The organism is Mucilaginibacter sediminis (assembly GCF_051903035.1).
Taxonomy (GTDB): Bacteria; Bacteroidota; Bacteroidia; order Sphingobacteriales; family Sphingobacteriaceae; genus Mucilaginibacter.
In genome coordinates this window covers 4,105,912-4,120,712 of sequence record NZ_CP170602.1, presented here as the reverse complement: position 1 = coordinate 4,120,712, position 14,801 = coordinate 4,105,912, and the positions used below count along the sequence as shown (strand labels likewise).

The window sequence follows — 14,801 nt, the reverse complement described above, 5'->3', positions numbered from 1 at the left end:
ATAGCATGATGAAGAAAGCAAAATACCTATTGGCGATAACAGGGCTGGCAACAGTAATGATATCCTGCTCAAAAAAGGACACGCCTACGCCAACCAAAACGGATACAACTACAACACCGGTAACGCCGGCAGCTTTTGATATCAATTCCATAACGGATACTTATGCCGATATCTCGGCTTTTACTTATTACCCAAAATGGACGGTATACAATGTACACGATCCATCCATCAAAAAATTTGGCGATTACTATTATTGCTACAGTACCGATGTTGGTTTTGGGATCGATGTCCGTTCGGGCCTGCAAATCCGCCGGTCGAAAGATCTGGTGCAGTGGGAATATGTGGGTTGGGTATTTTCATCTTTACCTGCGCAGGGTTCGGCATACATTACCGGTAAAGGCGGCACCCCGTTCAACTCGTTGTGGGCACCTTATGTAATGAAGGTAGGATCTGAGTATCGCCTGTATTATTCCCTCTCATCGGCAGTAGCGCGGTTAAGTGTTATCGGTATGGCAACCGCCACATCGCCCGAGGGGCCATGGACCGAGAAGGGGGTAGTGGTAACATCGGCCAATGATGCATCCATTCAAACCAACGCTATCGATCCAACGGTGGTAACCACAACCGCAGGCGAGCAGTATATGTATTACGGTTCGGCATGGGATGGTATCTATATTTTAAAGCTGGATGCTTCAACCGGCCTTGCGGCATCACCCGGCGATAAAGGCAAACGGATTGCCAACCGCGGTTTTACAGGCGGCAAATACAATGGCAACATTGAAGGTGCCGAGGTGATTTATAACCCCGACCTGAAAAAATATTTCCTGTTTATCAGTTACGATTGGCTGCAAACCAAATACAACGTTAGGGTAGGCAGGGGCGATAGCCCAACCGGTCCGTTTTATGATTATAACGGACAAGATATCAATACCAATGTTGATCATGGGCCAATGATTTTGGCCCCATACCAGTTTAACGGCCATGGCGGCTGGCAGGGAACCGGGCATTGCGCGGTATTTGATGATGGCAGCGGGCAATATTTTATGGCACACCAGGGCAGGCCGGGCGTTAACTCCTATTTCATGGACCTTCATGTTCGCAAAATATCATGGACACCTGATGGCTGGCCGGTGGTTTCGCCGGAGCGTTATGCCAATGTTGCCCAAACAGCTATTGCTAATGCCGATGTCGTGGGTACTTACGAGAAGATAACTTTAGGTTACCATATTGTACCTGGCTACGGAACCGAGCAAACCAATCCCGATTTCCAGGTAGCTACTACATTTAAACTGGATGCCGCCGGTACCATAGATGGCAGCGCCACTGATACCTGGACTTATGCCTCGCCATACATCACCCTAAAATACGCTGCCGGCGCCACCTACAAATTAAAAGTTGAACGCGAACGCGACTGGGAAAACAAAGTATCATCAACCTTGATATTTACCGGGCTGGATAATATAGGCACGGCTGTTTGGGGGAAGAAGAGATAAACAGTAACAAGTTGTAGGATATAGTCATTCTCGCTTGTCCAATTTTCCTGTCATCCTGAGGTACGAAGGATCTATCAGCCATTCATAACCGATAGAAAAGTTCACGAATAGTTCCTTCGTGCCTTAGGATGACAGTCTTTTATTTTTGAATGTCATTTCCTCCGTCAGAATCCGTGGATTTTAAAACTCGAAATGACATTTTTTTATTTTTTTAAATAATGATTGTGAAAATTACACTTATTAATATTTTTTTGTAGTTTTAGCGTACCAATACAAACCAACAATGATCAGGAAAGCTTTTTTTACTTTTTGCGGTGCAGGCATGCTTTTATCTGCACAAGCGCAAACGCCACGGGTTTATACCATACAGGCCGATAAAATTAAAACGCCCATACAAAAAACCATGTACGGTATCTTTTTTGAAGATATTAACCAGGCTGCTGATGGCGGTGTTTATGCCGAATTAATAAAAAACCGGTCGTTTGAGTTTAACATGCCGATGATGGCCTGGGACGATCATAAAAAAGACGGCGGCGACGGCCGGATAGAAGTAATTAACCGCGCGACAGAAAGGCCGGAAAACCCGCACTTTATAAAGGCTTATGTAACATCAGAAACCGGATCATTCGGTTTGGAAAATGAAGGCTTCCGCGGTGGAACCGGTATTAAGGAAGGCGAAACATACAGCTTTTCGGTAATGGCAAGGCAAAATGGCGACAGTAACGTAAAACTGAATATAGAACTGCATGGCGATAATGACGCCATTATTGGCAAAGCCGATTTGAGTGCGCCTGATAAGGAGTGGAACCGTTACAGCGTAAAATTTACGGCATCGGCCACAGCTAAAAAAGCAAAGGTTTATGTTTGGCTAACAGGCAAAGGTGTTATCGACCTGGATATGATTTCCCTGTTTCCTGAACATACCTGGAAAAACAGGCCCGGAGGCTTACGCGCCGACCTGGTGCAAAAACTGGCCGATATTAAACCTGGCTTCCTGCGCTTCCCGGGCGGATGTATTGTAGAAGGCCGCGAACTAAATACCCGCTACCAATGGAAAAAAAGCATTGGCGATATTGATAAACGTACCAACATTATTAACCGCTGGAACACCGAGTTTGCGCATCGTCCGGCGCCCGATTATTACCAAACATTTGGCCTGGGCTTTATGGAGTATTTCATGACGGCTGAAGATATTGGCGCATCGCCGCTGCCTATTCTGAATTGTGGTATGGCTTGCGAGTTTAATACATCCGAAATGGTTCCGCTTGATCAGCTTGATCCTTATTTGCAGGATGCGCTTGACCTTATTGAATTTGCCAATGGCGATGTAAATACCAAATGGGGCAAGCTCCGTACTGATCTTGGTCACCCGGCTCCTTTTAACCTGAAATTGATTGGTGTGGGAAATGAGCAATGGGGCCCGCAATATATTGACAGGTGGAAAATATTTACCAAAGCCATTAAAGAAAAATATCCCGATGTAAAAATTGTATCGGCCTTAGGCCCGTTCCCTAAAGGGCCGGAGTTTGATCTGTTGAACAAAACTTTCCGCAGCCTGGGTGCCGACATATTGGACGAGCATTATTACGCATCGCCAAAATGGTTTAGGGACAATGCACGCCGTTATGATAATTATGACCGCAAAGGGCCAAAAATATTTGCCGGCGAATATGCCGCACAAAGTGTACAAACCGGTAGCCCCCTAAACAAAAATACCTGGGAATGCGCCCTTGCCGAAGCAGCCTTTATGACCGGCCTTGAGCGTAACGCCGATGTTGTTAACATGGCATCATACGCGCCGCTTTTTGCCCATGTAGACGGCTGGCAATGGACCCCCGATTTGATCTGGTTTGATAACCTGAAAAGCTACGGTACACCAAATTACTATGTACAACAATTGTTCTCGCTAAATAAAGGCACCGATGTGGTACCCCTGATGCTGGGCAACGAGTCGGTTGCCGGGCAGGATGGCTGTTATGCCACCGCCAGTTTGGATAAAAACACCAATGAGCTGATCATCAAATTTGTAAATACTGCCGCCACTGCCCAAAACGTAAGCTTTAAAATAAACGGCGGAAACTACCAGAAAAAAGCTACTGTAATAACACTGCACAGCGAAAAAGGCAGCGACGAAAACTCGTTGGATAACCCAACGGCAATAAGCCCGGTACAAGGCACCATGGCGGTAAGCGGCAAATTGGTAAATGTTAACGTGGAGGCTAATACGTTTAAGATAATCAGGTTGAAGAATAAGTAGATACCTGTTATGATTATGTCATTGCGAGTATCCATCGGATGAAACCTGAGAATTGTTATGATGTGCAACGGATATCGTTAGATGAGTGTTCTAAACTACCGTCATTGCGAGGTACGAAGCAATCCTGAACTATGCGGGACTAAGCATGTAGGGGATTGCTTCGTGCCTCGCAATGACGGGGAGTAAAACTTCAGTTAAACAATTGATTTTGAAAAAACTAATCATCGCCATCCTCCTGATAACCTCCTGCATCGTCGCCCATGCGCAGGAGTTAAAAACTGGGATATCGGTGCATGATCCGGTGATCATGAAGCAGGATAGCGCGTATTACATTTTTTGCACCGGCATGGGGATATCCATGTGGTCATCTGCAGATAAGGTGCATTGGAAGCATGAACAGCCTGTGTTTGCCAGTGCGCCACAATGGGCTGTTGATGCTATCCCCGGTTTCAAAGGTCATATCTGGGCACCGGATATCTCGTATTATAACGGCCTTTACTACCTGTTTTATTCGGTATCGGCATTTGGTAAAAATACCTCGGCTATCGGCGTGGCTACCAATACCACTTTACGTCCTAATGATCCGGCTTATAAATGGGTTGATCATGGTAATGTGATCCAATCTGTCCCCGGTAAAACCAATTGGAATGCTATCGACCCTAATTTAATTACGGATAAAGATGGCGCGCCCTATTTGGCTTTCGGCTCATTTTGGGATGGATTAAAACTTGTAAAACTCAATAAAGACCGGCTGAGCATTGCCGAGAACATAGACAATATCCCAACCATTGCAACGCGCAGAAAAGCAGTTAGCGAAAACCTGCCCGCTGTGGATGGTAACCCGGTTGATGCCGGTGGTAACGCCATTGAAGGCCCGTTTATTTACAGGCACGATAAATACTTTTACCTTTTTGCATCGATAGACTACTGCTGCAAAGGACCTAAGAGCACTTATAAAATGATCATTGGCCGCTCAAAAATGTTAAAAGGGCCTTACCTTGATAAAACCGGCCTGGCCATGAACAAAGGCGGCGGCAGTATTTTATTAGAAGGCGATAGTAACTGGTATGGCGTAGGCCATAACGGCGTTGCGTACTTTGATGGTGATGATTATATTATTTACCATGGCTACGATGCAGCAGACCGGGGCATATCCAAACTGCAATTAAAAAAATTGACCTGGGTTAATGGATGGCCGGTGATAGGGGGACGGTAAAAGACTCGAAATAAAAGTCGCGTCATTGCGAGGTACGAAGCAATCCCCGATAAGCTAAGTCCCACATAGTTTGGGATTGCTTCGTGCCTCGCAATGACGGTTCATGTAATACATTATGAAAACATCAAAATACTTGCTTGCATTATCATTAACACTATGCTGCCTCGCTTCGGTAAAAGCCCAAACGGTAAAATCGGATTCCATTATCCATACCGATGGCAACCCAATCATCCGCCACGAATTTACCGCCGATCCGGCTGCGATGGTATACAAAGGTAAAGTATACCTGTATACCGGCCATGACGAAGCGCCAACCAACCACAACGGTTACGTAATGCATAATTGGACGTGCTTCTCATCTTCGGATATGGTCACCTGGACGGAGCATCCTTCGCCAATGAATGTAAAAGATTTTACCTGGGCGCGTGATGATGCCTGGGCATCGCAGGTAATTGAGCGCAATGGCAAATTTTATTGGTATGTAGCTGTTGAGCACGCCACCATACACGGCAAAGCCATTGGTGTAGGCGTTAGCGACAGCCCAACCGGCCCCTTTAAAGACGCCCGCGGAACGGCCCTGGTTACCAACGATATGACCAAAGCCGTTAAACACTCCTGGGACGACATCGACCCATCGGTTATTATTGGTAAAAACGGGCAGGCCTACCTGTTTTGGGGCAACGGCATTTGCTATTATGCCAAGCTAAAACCCAACATGACCGAACTTGACGGAGAAATTAAAACCATTACCCTGCCGCATTATACCGAAGCGCCATGGATTCATGAACGTAATGGATGGTATTATCTTTCATACGCCTATGAGTTTCCCGAGAAAATAGCCTACGCCATGAGCCGCAATATCAATGGCCCCTGGGTTTATAAAGGCATCATCAACGAAATTGCCGGCAACTCCAACACCAATCACCAGGCTATCATCAACTTTAAAGGCAAAGATTATTTTATATACCATAACGGCGCCCTGGTGCCCGATGCCGGCAGCTTCCATCGCTCGGTATGTATCGATTATTTGTACTATAATAAAGATGGTACAATAAAAAGAGTGGTGATGACAAGCGAGGGGGTGAGTAAGGTTAAATAGGATTTGATTAAAAAAGATCGGAATGCGTGCCTGTGCGCACCAACTCAAGAAGCATTATTTGTTCATTTTCATCCCAAATAAGTAGCAGATCTGGTTTTACGTGACATTCCCAATAACCCTTATAGTCGCCGCTGAGTTTATGGGCATTGTGTTTTTTTGACAGTCCGCTATGCCCTTTTTCAGCAAGCGTAGTAATAACCTGTTGCAATAATTGTAAATCTTTAACGGATCGTTTTTTAAGCAGTTTTAGATCTTTTAAGAATTTTGTGGAAGTAACTATTTCAAACATCTTCCTTGATCAGATACTGTCGAACAATTCATCTACGCTTTTGTATTTCCGTCCTTTTCCGGCTTTAAGTTCCGCCATAGCGGCAATAGTATCCGCATTTGGAATGCCGGATTGCTTTTTTACTTTAACAGTCACTCCAAGTTCCTTTAAAAATTGCTTAACAAGGCGGGTTTTATTATCTGGTACATTTATTTCAAGTATTTGCATAACAAACTTTTTGGATGTAATACAAATTTACTTAATTGTAATCAGCTTGAATAAAAACATGTCATATTTTTATAAGCCGGATCAAGTTTGCAATCACTTTAGCTTTAGTCGTTATGCTTAAATACCTGTGTTAATTATTTTCACCGGTATTTTCCTTAAATTTGATAATATTTAATGGCTTAAGTTATGGAAAAAGTGAAGCAATCATTTGATCAGGCCGAATTAGAACTTTTAAAAGAAGGTTTAAAGCGAAGCTATAAAGAGCGTTTTGAAATGGCTACCCGTTTATATAAAATACAGCAAGCTGCCAGCAAAGCTTCAGTAACTCATAAACCATTTATCAGTAAATAATTGTGGATGTATTTGATGAGGAAATTGTTAATTTCTGGAAAGCCCTGCAAGATTACCATGTGCAATATATTCTGATAGGTGGCTACGCTATAAATTTCCATGGTTATCAGCGTTTCACAGGTGACCTGGATATTTGGATTAACGACAATTTAGAAAACAGGCAAGCCTTACGTAAAGCTTTCATAGCCTGTAATATGGGTGATTATCCAATAATAGAAACCATGCAATTTGTGCCTGGCTGGACTGAATTTCACCTAAACAACAGTCTCCGGCTTGATATACTCACCGAAATGAAGGGCCTGGAGCAATACAGCTTTGAGGAATGTCTGCAAATGGCTTCTGTAGCCGATATTGAAAATGTAAAAATACCATTCCTGCATATCAATCAACTGATAATCAACAAAAAGCGGGTTAACAGGCCGAAAGATCAAAGCGATGTTTTGGCGCTTGAACAGATACGTAAATTAAGGGATGATATCTAAATTTGTTTATCTCCGGGGTATCGGGCCTGTGCGATACCAATAAATTAAGCAGCGCCAGCGATTCTACTGCGCTTTGTGCCAAAAGTCGGCCTAATGTTATATTATTGATACAGAAAATTGTAAATAGGTATCTTTCAATATATTTGTTTTCATGAAGCGTACCTCCTTTGTTATAGCCTTATTATTCCTTTATAGCTGTGTAACCGCCCAAACTTCGCCGCCAACGGATATCGGGACTATTCAGCAAAATCTTAAAAAGCTAAATACCTTGGGCAGCGTATTGTACGTAGCCGCCCACCCCGATGATGAAAATACCCGCCTGCTGGCATACCTGGCGCAGGAAAAGCATTACCGCACGGGATATTTATCGGTCACGCGTGGTGATGGGGGACAGAATTTAATAGGTAACGAGCAAAGCGAGTTGCTGGGGCTTATTCGTACACAGGAACTGCTGGCCGCCAGAAAGGTGGATGGTGCTGAGCAGTTTTTTACCCGTGCCAACGACTTTGGTTTTTCCAAAGGGCCCGAAGAAACTTTGAAAATTTGGGATAAAGAAAAAGTTTTGGGCGATGTAGTTTGGGTTATCCGCAAGTTTAGGCCCGATGTTATCATTTGCCGTTTCCCTACTACAGGCGAAGGTGGCCACGGGCATCATACCTCATCGGCTATATTGGCCCAGGAGGCTTTTAGCGCCGCTGCCGACCCAGCCAGGTATCCCGGGCAATTAAAATATGTAAAACCATGGCAGGCCAAACGCCTGATGTGGAACACCTTCAACTTTGGCAGTACCAATACCACCGCCGCCGACCAGTTTAAGATTGATGTAGGCGTATACAACACTACCCTTGGCAAAAGCTATGGCGAAATAGCTGCCGAGAGCCGCAGCAACCATAAAACCCAGGGCTTTGGCTCGGCTAAGCAAAGGGGCGAGTCGTTTGAATATTTTAAAACCATTTTGGGAGATGCCCCGCAAACCGACCTGATGGATGGGGTAGAAACCGGCTGGAAGCGTGTTAAAGACGGCGCGGATATTGGCGAATCGATAAAAGTTATCAGGCGGAATTTTGATGTGGAAGCCCCCGAAAAATCGGTAACGCCATTGGTGGCATTGTTGGGTAAGGTTGAAAAGATATCAGACGTATACTGGCGCACCCAGAAGACAAAAGAACTGGGCGATTTAATAGCTGCCTGCGCAGGCTTGTGGTTTGAGGCTTATGCCACCGAGGCCACTTATGCGGTAGGGGATAAGATCCAGATCCGATCGGCAGTGGTGAACAGGTATAATGATAAGGTGAAGATCAATAAAATAGGCGTTGGCAACGATGTTTTGGACCTGGGGCCAAAAGTTATCCCTGCCAACCAGCAGCAAAGTTTTGAAAGTTCAACTATAGCCGATAAAATAACACAGCCTTATTGGTTAGCATCAGATCATAAGATAGGCACCTACAATATCCCTGATGATGCAATGGCCGGCAACCCCGAAAATCCGGATCTGCTTAAAGTAAGCTTTCAGTTTATAATAGAAGGGAAACCGGTAAACTTTGAACGCCGCCTGGTATACAAATATGTTGACCCGGTACGTGGTGAAGTTTATCAGCCATTAGAAATTACACCGCCGGTTACCGCTAATATCGACGGGAAAGATTACATTTTTAACAGCCAGAAACCGCAAAGCATCCAGGTTAAACTCAAAAGCTTTACTGTAGCCAGCGGTAACGTCAGCATAAAACCTGTAGATGGCTGGAAAATAAGCCCGGAAAAAATTGAGTTCAGTGATAAAAATAAAAACGATGAGTGGACGGTTTCTTTTACTGTAGCACCCGCCGATAATAAGCCAAAAACTGCCGACTTGCAGGTTATTGTGATGGCAAACGGAAAGCCGTATTCATTAGCATTACGCAGAATAAGGTATGATCATGTGCCTGCAATTGCCCTGTTCCCTGCGGCCGAAGCCAAGCTGGTAAACCTCGACCTGAAAACTGCAGGCAAAAAATTAGGCTACATTGCCGGTGCCGGCGATTTGATGCCCGAGGCGCTGCGCCAGGTTGGTTATGATGTGCACATGCTGTCAGAAAACGAGATCATGAACGGCGATTTATCAACCTATGATGCCATTATTACCGGGGTGCGCGCCTACAACGTAAACGAGCGCCTTGCTTTTGAGCAGCCTAAGTTGATGGAGTATGTAAAAAATGGTGGCAACCTTGTAGTACAATACAACAATAACTCGGGCCTGGTTACCAAACAAATTGGCCCGTATCCCTTTACCGTAGTTAACAGAAGGGTTACAGATGAGGATGCGGTTGTAACCGTTTTAGATCAGCCGAACCCCCTACTCAACTACCCCAACAAAATTACCCAGGATGATTTTAAAGGCTGGATACAGGAACGCGGGTTATATTTTGTAAGCGATATCGACCCCAAATACAAAGCCATTTTGCAAATGAATGATAAAGGAGAATCGCCCCTTAATGGATCGCTCATAGTTGGCGACTATGGCAAGGGCAGGTTTGTTTATACCTCGCTGGCTTTTTTCAGGGAACTGCCAGCCGGGGTGCCAGGGGCGTATCGTTTGTTTGTGAATTTACTGAGTAAACCGGGGAATTGAGTCTCAAGTCGAAAGTCTTAAGCCCTGATTTAAAGGTGGATTTCTTATTTTTTGGCTTAGAACTTTCTACTTAAGACTTCGAACTTAAATACTACTCCTCCGGTTCATACTCCAGCCGTTTTTGGAAGTATAAATCCCAACTGCGTTGTTGCTGGCGGTTGGTCATGTGCTGGGTGTCGTCGTCGTAATTGGAGTTAAGCTGCTTGTATTTGGCATCTATGCGGTTAAAAAGAGCCATGGCTTCATTTCGGTAATTGTAGCTGAAACGGGTTTTGCCTATCTGCCTTAATATCTCCTGCTGCTCCAGGTAAGCAATCAGGTAGTGGCCTTGTTCGTGCTTCAGTATTTCAGAAAGCATCTCCTGCGATGTTACACGGCTCCTGTCGAGCCATGATTTGTAGTTATTGAGCAGCAGGTTTACGGTTGCCGTAAGGATATACGACCCGCTGCGGTTACTGGCCTCGTATTTAAAATCGATGGTACAGTTGGTGTATGCAACAACACCACGGGCATCTGGCCTCGGGGTTCCTAAAAAATCATTAATAGTTAGCGGATGATAACGTTGGTACTGCTGCGCTCTGGCAGTCATCGTCATTAAACATATGGCGGCAGCGCCAATCAACTTCACTAATCGTACTTCCATTAAGTGCAGGGTTTAAAACTTTCACTTTTTGACGTCGTCGGTATGTAAAAGGTTTAAGGCCATCATTTCTTTTAATGTATGCTGCATGGCATCGGTAGATCCATCCAGGAAAATCACGTTCCCTTTTGAGTTTTCAGAGAAGTGTTTGATAGATTCTGTCCACATGGTAAACAGTATTACCGAAGTATCCATGTTGGCACCGGCCATTTCTTTGGCGGCAACCGTCATACCACGGGCAACTTCCTCGCGGAATAAGGCTATACCCTGGCCACGTAGCTGTGCAGCCTCGCGCTCGGCCTGGGCCGAAATTTTGATGGCATTACCCTCCGCTTCCGCAGCTTTGGTTTTGGTGATCAGCAGGGCCTGGCCTTCGTTTTCGGCGGCGGCCTTCAGGTTGTTTGATGCAACTACCTGGCTCATCGATTTCATGATCACGTCATCAAAAGTGATGTCGTTCAGCTGCAAATCCTGCAGGTGGTAGCCCCACCCTTCCAGTATCACATCTAATTGTTCCTTAACATGCTCCACAATATCGCGGCGCAGTATCAAAACCTCGCTCTGGCGTTTGGTGGCCACAAACGCACGGATTGAACCTTCAACGGTGCGGATAAGCGCCTGCATCAGGTTGCGTTCGTCAACAAATTTAAAAGCTACGTTTTTGATGGTTTCTTCCTGCTGGTCCAATACCGAGTACAACAGCATCGCCTTAAAGTAAACGTTAGCCTGATCGTAAGTTACCGCCTGGAATTCTAATTCCACCGATCGGTTCTGAATTGAGATTTTGGAGTAAATGTTTTCGATAAATGGCAGCTTAAAATTAAGCCCCGGTGTAAGTATGCGGCGATACTTGCCAAATACGGTAATTACCACTATTGTGCCCTGTTTTACAGACACAAAGGATGATAATATGATTGCCAAAATAATAAATACAATGAGTAATGTGATGATTGAACCTGTCATAAGGGCTTATTATTAATTAAATAAATATAGGTAAATTATTGGTGTGCTATTTGTTTTTATAAAAAAGCTTATTTAAACAGCATACACTATCATGAACTTAAAACGCACTTTCGGGGCCATACTTACCGTACTCGGTATCATCGGCTTAATTTATGCAGGCATTGGTGTTATAAACCACAGTGGCCAGGTCACCACACTAATTGTAGTAGCCATAATAGCTATTTTATTTTTCTTTACAGGTATCAGCCTGGTGCGCAATACTAAAGACGAGGCCTGATATTAGTCTTAAGTTCGGAATCGGGAGTCTTGAGTCAAAAAATAATAAAACTACTTCAAACTTCCGATTAAAGACTATAGACTTCGGACTTCCGCTAAGCCATCACCGATACCATATTAAGCACCTGCCCGGCAAGCGTCGCATTCCCGGTTATTTCAACCCGCGTTTTTACATCGTCCGGGCGGATGCTTTTAGAAAACAGTTTCCAGGCGATATCAGGCGGGATTTTTACGGTAGCGGTAAAGCTCTCTGTATCGGCATCTTTCAATAAATGCCATCCGTCTTTTATTTTCTTGAGGTACCAATTACCACCAATTCCGGATGTGATGGTGATTTTTATGAGGGTATTTACGGAAGCCCCCGTGTTTTTAAAAGTATGGGGCAGGCCTTTAAAAAAAGTATCGATAAAGGGATAAAAAAACTCGCGCGTCATAATGCCATCGCGGCCGGTTGCTTCCCTTATTTGCTGCTGGTGATGCCATTTTTCGGTGTACTCGCGGGCAAGGTGCATCCAGTTAAGGCTTTCCTGTTCGCCCGCCCAGCCAACAGAAAATATGGCGGTGTCATTAGGGTTCAACGATTCATAATAGGCAGATGCCAACCGACCGGTTGTTTTATGCAACAGGAGCAATATATCGGGGCTTATTCTTTTGGTGGCGTTCACCCAATCGGCATTGAGTTTGTTTAGCCAGTCAACCAGGTCATGATAGTTGTTGTTGGCAGGCGCCAGGTCGCCAAAATATTTATCGCGCTGAATGGATAATGCGCGGATGTTACCATCCAGCAAGTGCGATACCACATCCTTCACTTTCCAGGCTTTGGCCACGGTTTGCTTATCCCAATCTGCCGGGGTTAATGACTCCAGCAGTTCCATCAGTTTTCCATCCAATGGTTTAAAAAGATGCCTTACTTCAATGCGGTTTTCCATGGTGATAAATTTGTTGGTGTGACTAAAATCTTAACCCCGCTGTCGGGAGTAGCAAAAAACGCCGATTCTGAAAGGCGAGTAATGTCCCTTAAAGTTTGTCATGCTGAGGTACGAAGCATCTGTAAACTTTTCTACCGGCCATGCATTTCGGCGAGGCATAGCGAACAGATCCTTCCTTCGTCAGGATGACAGTATTTTATTTTTAATGTCGTTTCCCCTTCAGAACTCCATAGATTTTACTACTTGAAAAAGACAATGTTATTTAGATCTTGTCAATGTTTCAACTTTCTTCTATACCACCTCGCCCAAACCCAAAGCACCTTCCAGTTTCTCAACCGACATGTCGATACCATCTACATGGTGGTGTGCTTTCAAATAAAAGCTTTCCCGCTCGGCCAGTTTGCCGGTAATAAATTCAACCAGTTCATCGCCTTTTTTGCCTTGCAGTACCGGGCGAACCGTTTTGCTGTTTTCCAGCCTGTCGGCCAGTGTTTTGGGCGATAATTTCACGTACAGGGTTTTGCCGTTGGCATTCATCCAATCCATATTATCAAAAAAGCAGGGCAGACCGCCGCCAGTTGATACCACTACGTTTTCGGGATATTCGGTTTGCTTCAGCAAATCTGATTCCATCTGGCGGAAGGCGTCTTCACCAAAACTCGAAAAATATTCGGCTATACTCATGCCTACTTTAGCTTCCAGTGCATGGTCAAGATCAATAAATTCGTAGCCTAATTTGGCAGCCAGCTTACGGCTCCAGGTGGTTTTGCCACAACCCATAAACCCGACTAAAAAGTACTTCATAATTTTTATAGATGTGCAAATTTCAAATATGCAGATTTCAGATTATCCAAAAAAATCCGACTCCAAAACTCCTTTATCCTTCCGCCTTTGCTCCTTTATCCAATATCCAAAAATCCTTGCTCCGCCTTCAACTTAATTTTACCCGCGGATCTATCCAAACGTAAATTATATCTACCAGGATACTAATCACTACAAATATAAAGGCAATAAAGAGGATTGAACCCATCACTACCGGAAAATCCGACATTTCCAGCGCATCAACCGTAGCTTTGCCCAGACCGTTGTAGCCAAAAATGTATTCTACAAAAAATGAACCGGCCAGCAGCGATGCAAACCAGTTGGCAATGGCGGTTATTACCGGGTTTAGCGCGTTTTTTAGCGCATGTTTATAAATGATGGTATTGTTGCTTAATCCTTTGGCTTTTGCAGTACGGATATAATCCTGCCCTAAAACATCGAGCATGGCATTACGGGTGAGCTGGACAATAATTGCCAGCGGACGCAAGCCGAGGGTGATCATGGGCAGCACCAGGTTTTTAAGTGTTATCACTTCGCCCCGGAAAGGATCGTAACTAAATAAACTGCCCGACATGTTGAGGCCTGTATATTTACTCAGCTCAAAACCAAATATCCAGGCGATGATGATCCCTGCAAAAAAAGCCGGCGCGGAGATACCCAAAGTAGAAAAGCCTATTGCCAGTTTATCAATCCAGGTATCTTTATGTACAGCACTCAGCACGCCTAAAAATACGCCAATAACAATAGCGAAGATCATAGCCGTGGTAGCCAATACCATAGTATTTGGGATAACCTCTAACAGTAAACTGGCCACATCCTTATGGGTTTGGTACGAGCGGCGCAGGTAAGGCCATTTTAGCCCAAGCACTTTGGCATCGCTTACCGCAAATAGTTTTACGTAGTGATACCGTTGCTGTTCTTCGGCAGTATTCAGGTGGATGCCTACGGGCGAAAGATCATTGATGTAATAAAGGAATTGTACCGGCTTTGGCTTATCCAGCCCAAATTCCTTGCGTACGGCCTGTAACGATTGCACGTCGGCCCGCTGCCCCTGCGTCATGCGGGCGGGGTCAACCGGTAAAATATTAAACAAAAAGAAAACTACCAGCACCACCCCCAGCATTACGGCCAGCCCGTAAAATAATTTGCGGATGAGGTAGCTGATCATG

General features: G+C 44.7%; 15 protein-coding genes. 8 read left to right on the top strand and 7 right to left on the bottom strand.

Features of this window, described 5'->3' with window-relative positions:
* Window positions 1-5 precede the first annotated feature (5 nt).
* From ACFGVS_RS16795 to ACFGVS_RS16780, 4 genes are all read left to right on the top strand, one after another.
* The gene (locus ACFGVS_RS16795; RefSeq protein WP_439694815.1) at window positions 6-1,493 is read left to right on the top strand and encodes an arabinan endo-1,5-alpha-L-arabinosidase; all 1,488 of its coding nucleotides are present in this window, start codon (window positions 6-8) and stop codon (window positions 1,491-1,493) included.
* A 283-nt stretch (window positions 1,494-1,776) separates the two neighbouring features.
* Window positions 1,777-3,750, top strand: coding sequence for an alpha-L-arabinofuranosidase C-terminal domain-containing protein (locus ACFGVS_RS16790; protein ID WP_439694814.1), 1,974 nt, complete (start codon window positions 1,777-1,779; stop codon window positions 3,748-3,750).
* A gap of 208 nt (window positions 3,751-3,958) precedes the next feature.
* Window positions 3,959-4,966, top strand: a complete 1,008-nt coding sequence (locus ACFGVS_RS16785; protein ID WP_439694813.1) for a family 43 glycosylhydrolase — start codon at window positions 3,959-3,961, stop codon at window positions 4,964-4,966.
* Window positions 4,967-5,081: 115 nt separating this feature from the next.
* On the top strand, window positions 5,082-6,065 hold the full coding sequence (locus ACFGVS_RS16780; RefSeq protein WP_439694812.1) for a glycoside hydrolase family 43 protein: 984 nt from the start codon (window positions 5,082-5,084) through the stop codon (window positions 6,063-6,065).
* Between the two features lie 7 nt (window positions 6,066-6,072).
* Here the strand turns inward: ACFGVS_RS16780 and ACFGVS_RS16775 are convergent, their stop codons facing one another.
* Together ACFGVS_RS16775 and ACFGVS_RS16770 are read right to left on the bottom strand one after the other, a co-directional pair.
* Complete coding sequence (locus tag ACFGVS_RS16775; RefSeq protein WP_090641010.1) at window positions 6,073-6,354, bottom strand: type II toxin-antitoxin system YafQ family toxin; 282 nt, start codon at window positions 6,352-6,354, stop codon at window positions 6,073-6,075.
* A gap of 9 nt (window positions 6,355-6,363) precedes the next feature.
* Window positions 6,364-6,561, bottom strand: a complete 198-nt coding sequence (locus tag ACFGVS_RS16770; RefSeq protein ID WP_090641012.1) for a hypothetical protein — start codon at window positions 6,559-6,561, stop codon at window positions 6,364-6,366.
* Between the two features lie 186 nt (window positions 6,562-6,747).
* Here ACFGVS_RS16770 and ACFGVS_RS16765 point away from each other — a divergent pair, with 186 nt between their 5' ends.
* The 3 genes from ACFGVS_RS16765 (at window position 6,748) to ACFGVS_RS16755 (ending at window position 10,002) form a co-directional block, all read left to right on the top strand.
* A complete protein-coding gene (locus tag ACFGVS_RS16765) occupies window positions 6,748-6,912 on the top strand; it encodes a hypothetical protein (RefSeq protein ID WP_274211364.1) in 165 nt (54 codons plus the stop codon).
* Window positions 6,913-6,914: 2 nt separating this feature from the next.
* Window positions 6,915-7,394: a nucleotidyltransferase gene (locus ACFGVS_RS16760; RefSeq protein WP_090641014.1), complete on the top strand. Its 480-nt coding sequence runs from the start codon at window positions 6,915-6,917 to the stop codon at window positions 7,392-7,394.
* Between the two features lie 151 nt (window positions 7,395-7,545).
* Complete coding sequence (locus tag ACFGVS_RS16755) at window positions 7,546-10,002, top strand: PIG-L family deacetylase (protein ID WP_439694811.1); 2,457 nt, start codon at window positions 7,546-7,548, stop codon at window positions 10,000-10,002.
* Window positions 10,003-10,093: 91 nt separating this feature from the next.
* Here ACFGVS_RS16755 and ACFGVS_RS16750 read toward each other — a convergent pair whose 3' ends face one another.
* Together ACFGVS_RS16750 and ACFGVS_RS16745 are read right to left on the bottom strand one after the other, a co-directional pair.
* Window positions 10,094-10,645 carry a DUF922 domain-containing protein gene (locus ACFGVS_RS16750; RefSeq protein ID WP_439694810.1) on the bottom strand — a complete coding sequence of 184 codons (552 nt, stop codon included), beginning with the start codon at window positions 10,643-10,645 and terminating at the stop codon, window positions 10,094-10,096.
* Window positions 10,646-10,666: 21 nt separating this feature from the next.
* Window positions 10,667-11,605: an SPFH domain-containing protein gene (locus ACFGVS_RS16745; RefSeq protein ID WP_090641020.1), complete on the bottom strand. Its 939-nt coding sequence runs from the start codon at window positions 11,603-11,605 to the stop codon at window positions 10,667-10,669.
* Window positions 11,606-11,696: 91 nt separating this feature from the next.
* Between ACFGVS_RS16745 and ACFGVS_RS16740 the strand changes: the two genes are divergently transcribed.
* Window positions 11,697-11,882 carry a hypothetical protein gene (locus ACFGVS_RS16740; protein ID WP_439694809.1) on the top strand — a complete coding sequence of 62 codons (186 nt, stop codon included), beginning with the start codon at window positions 11,697-11,699 and terminating at the stop codon, window positions 11,880-11,882.
* A gap of 94 nt (window positions 11,883-11,976) precedes the next feature.
* Here ACFGVS_RS16740 and ACFGVS_RS16735 read toward each other — a convergent pair whose 3' ends face one another.
* The 3 genes from ACFGVS_RS16735 to ACFGVS_RS16725 all read right to left on the bottom strand — a co-directional run bounded on the left by ACFGVS_RS16735 (window position 11,977) and on the right by ACFGVS_RS16725 (window position 14,800).
* Window positions 11,977-12,810: a maleylpyruvate isomerase N-terminal domain-containing protein gene (locus ACFGVS_RS16735; protein WP_439694808.1), complete on the bottom strand. Its 834-nt coding sequence runs from the start codon at window positions 12,808-12,810 to the stop codon at window positions 11,977-11,979.
* A gap of 291 nt (window positions 12,811-13,101) precedes the next feature.
* Window positions 13,102-13,614 carry a shikimate kinase gene (locus ACFGVS_RS16730; RefSeq protein WP_439694807.1) on the bottom strand — a complete coding sequence of 171 codons (513 nt, stop codon included), beginning with the start codon at window positions 13,612-13,614 and terminating at the stop codon, window positions 13,102-13,104.
* Between the two features lie 127 nt (window positions 13,615-13,741).
* Window positions 13,742-14,800: an ABC transporter permease gene (locus ACFGVS_RS16725; protein ID WP_439694806.1), complete on the bottom strand. Its 1,059-nt coding sequence runs from the start codon at window positions 14,798-14,800 to the stop codon at window positions 13,742-13,744.
* Window position 14,801 lies beyond the last annotated feature (1 nt).

Excerpts from the sequence above, each read along its gene's own strand:
- ACFGVS_RS16795 (WP_439694815.1), top strand. The coding sequence starts at position 6 with ATGATGAAGAAAGCAAAATACCTATTGGCGATAACAGGGCTGGCAACA.
- ACFGVS_RS16790 (WP_439694814.1), top strand. The coding sequence starts at position 1,777 with ATGATCAGGAAAGCTTTTTTTACTTTTTGCGGTGCAGGCATGCTTTTA.
- ACFGVS_RS16780 (WP_439694812.1), top strand. The coding sequence starts at position 5,082 with ATGAAAACATCAAAATACTTGCTTGCATTATCATTAACACTATGCTGC.
- ACFGVS_RS16775 (WP_090641010.1), bottom strand. The coding sequence starts at position 6,354 with ATGTTTGAAATAGTTACTTCCACAAAATTCTTAAAAGATCTAAAACTG.
- ACFGVS_RS16770 (WP_090641012.1), bottom strand. The coding sequence starts at position 6,561 with ATGCAAATACTTGAAATAAATGTACCAGATAATAAAACCCGCCTTGTT.
- ACFGVS_RS16765 (WP_274211364.1), top strand. The coding sequence starts at position 6,748 with ATGGAAAAAGTGAAGCAATCATTTGATCAGGCCGAATTAGAACTTTTA.
- ACFGVS_RS16755 (WP_439694811.1), top strand. The coding sequence starts at position 7,546 with ATGAAGCGTACCTCCTTTGTTATAGCCTTATTATTCCTTTATAGCTGT.
- ACFGVS_RS16750 (WP_439694810.1), bottom strand. The coding sequence starts at position 10,645 with ATGGAAGTACGATTAGTGAAGTTGATTGGCGCTGCCGCCATATGTTTA.
- ACFGVS_RS16745 (WP_090641020.1), bottom strand. The coding sequence starts at position 11,605 with ATGACAGGTTCAATCATCACATTACTCATTGTATTTATTATTTTGGCA.
- ACFGVS_RS16740 (WP_439694809.1), top strand. The coding sequence starts at position 11,697 with ATGAACTTAAAACGCACTTTCGGGGCCATACTTACCGTACTCGGTATC.
- ACFGVS_RS16735 (WP_439694808.1), bottom strand. The coding sequence starts at position 12,810 with ATGGAAAACCGCATTGAAGTAAGGCATCTTTTTAAACCATTGGATGGA.
- ACFGVS_RS16730 (WP_439694807.1), bottom strand. The coding sequence starts at position 13,614 with ATGAAGTACTTTTTAGTCGGGTTTATGGGTTGTGGCAAAACCACCTGG.
- ACFGVS_RS16725 (WP_439694806.1), bottom strand. The coding sequence starts at position 14,800 with ATGATCAGCTACCTCATCCGCAAATTATTTTACGGGCTGGCCGTAATG.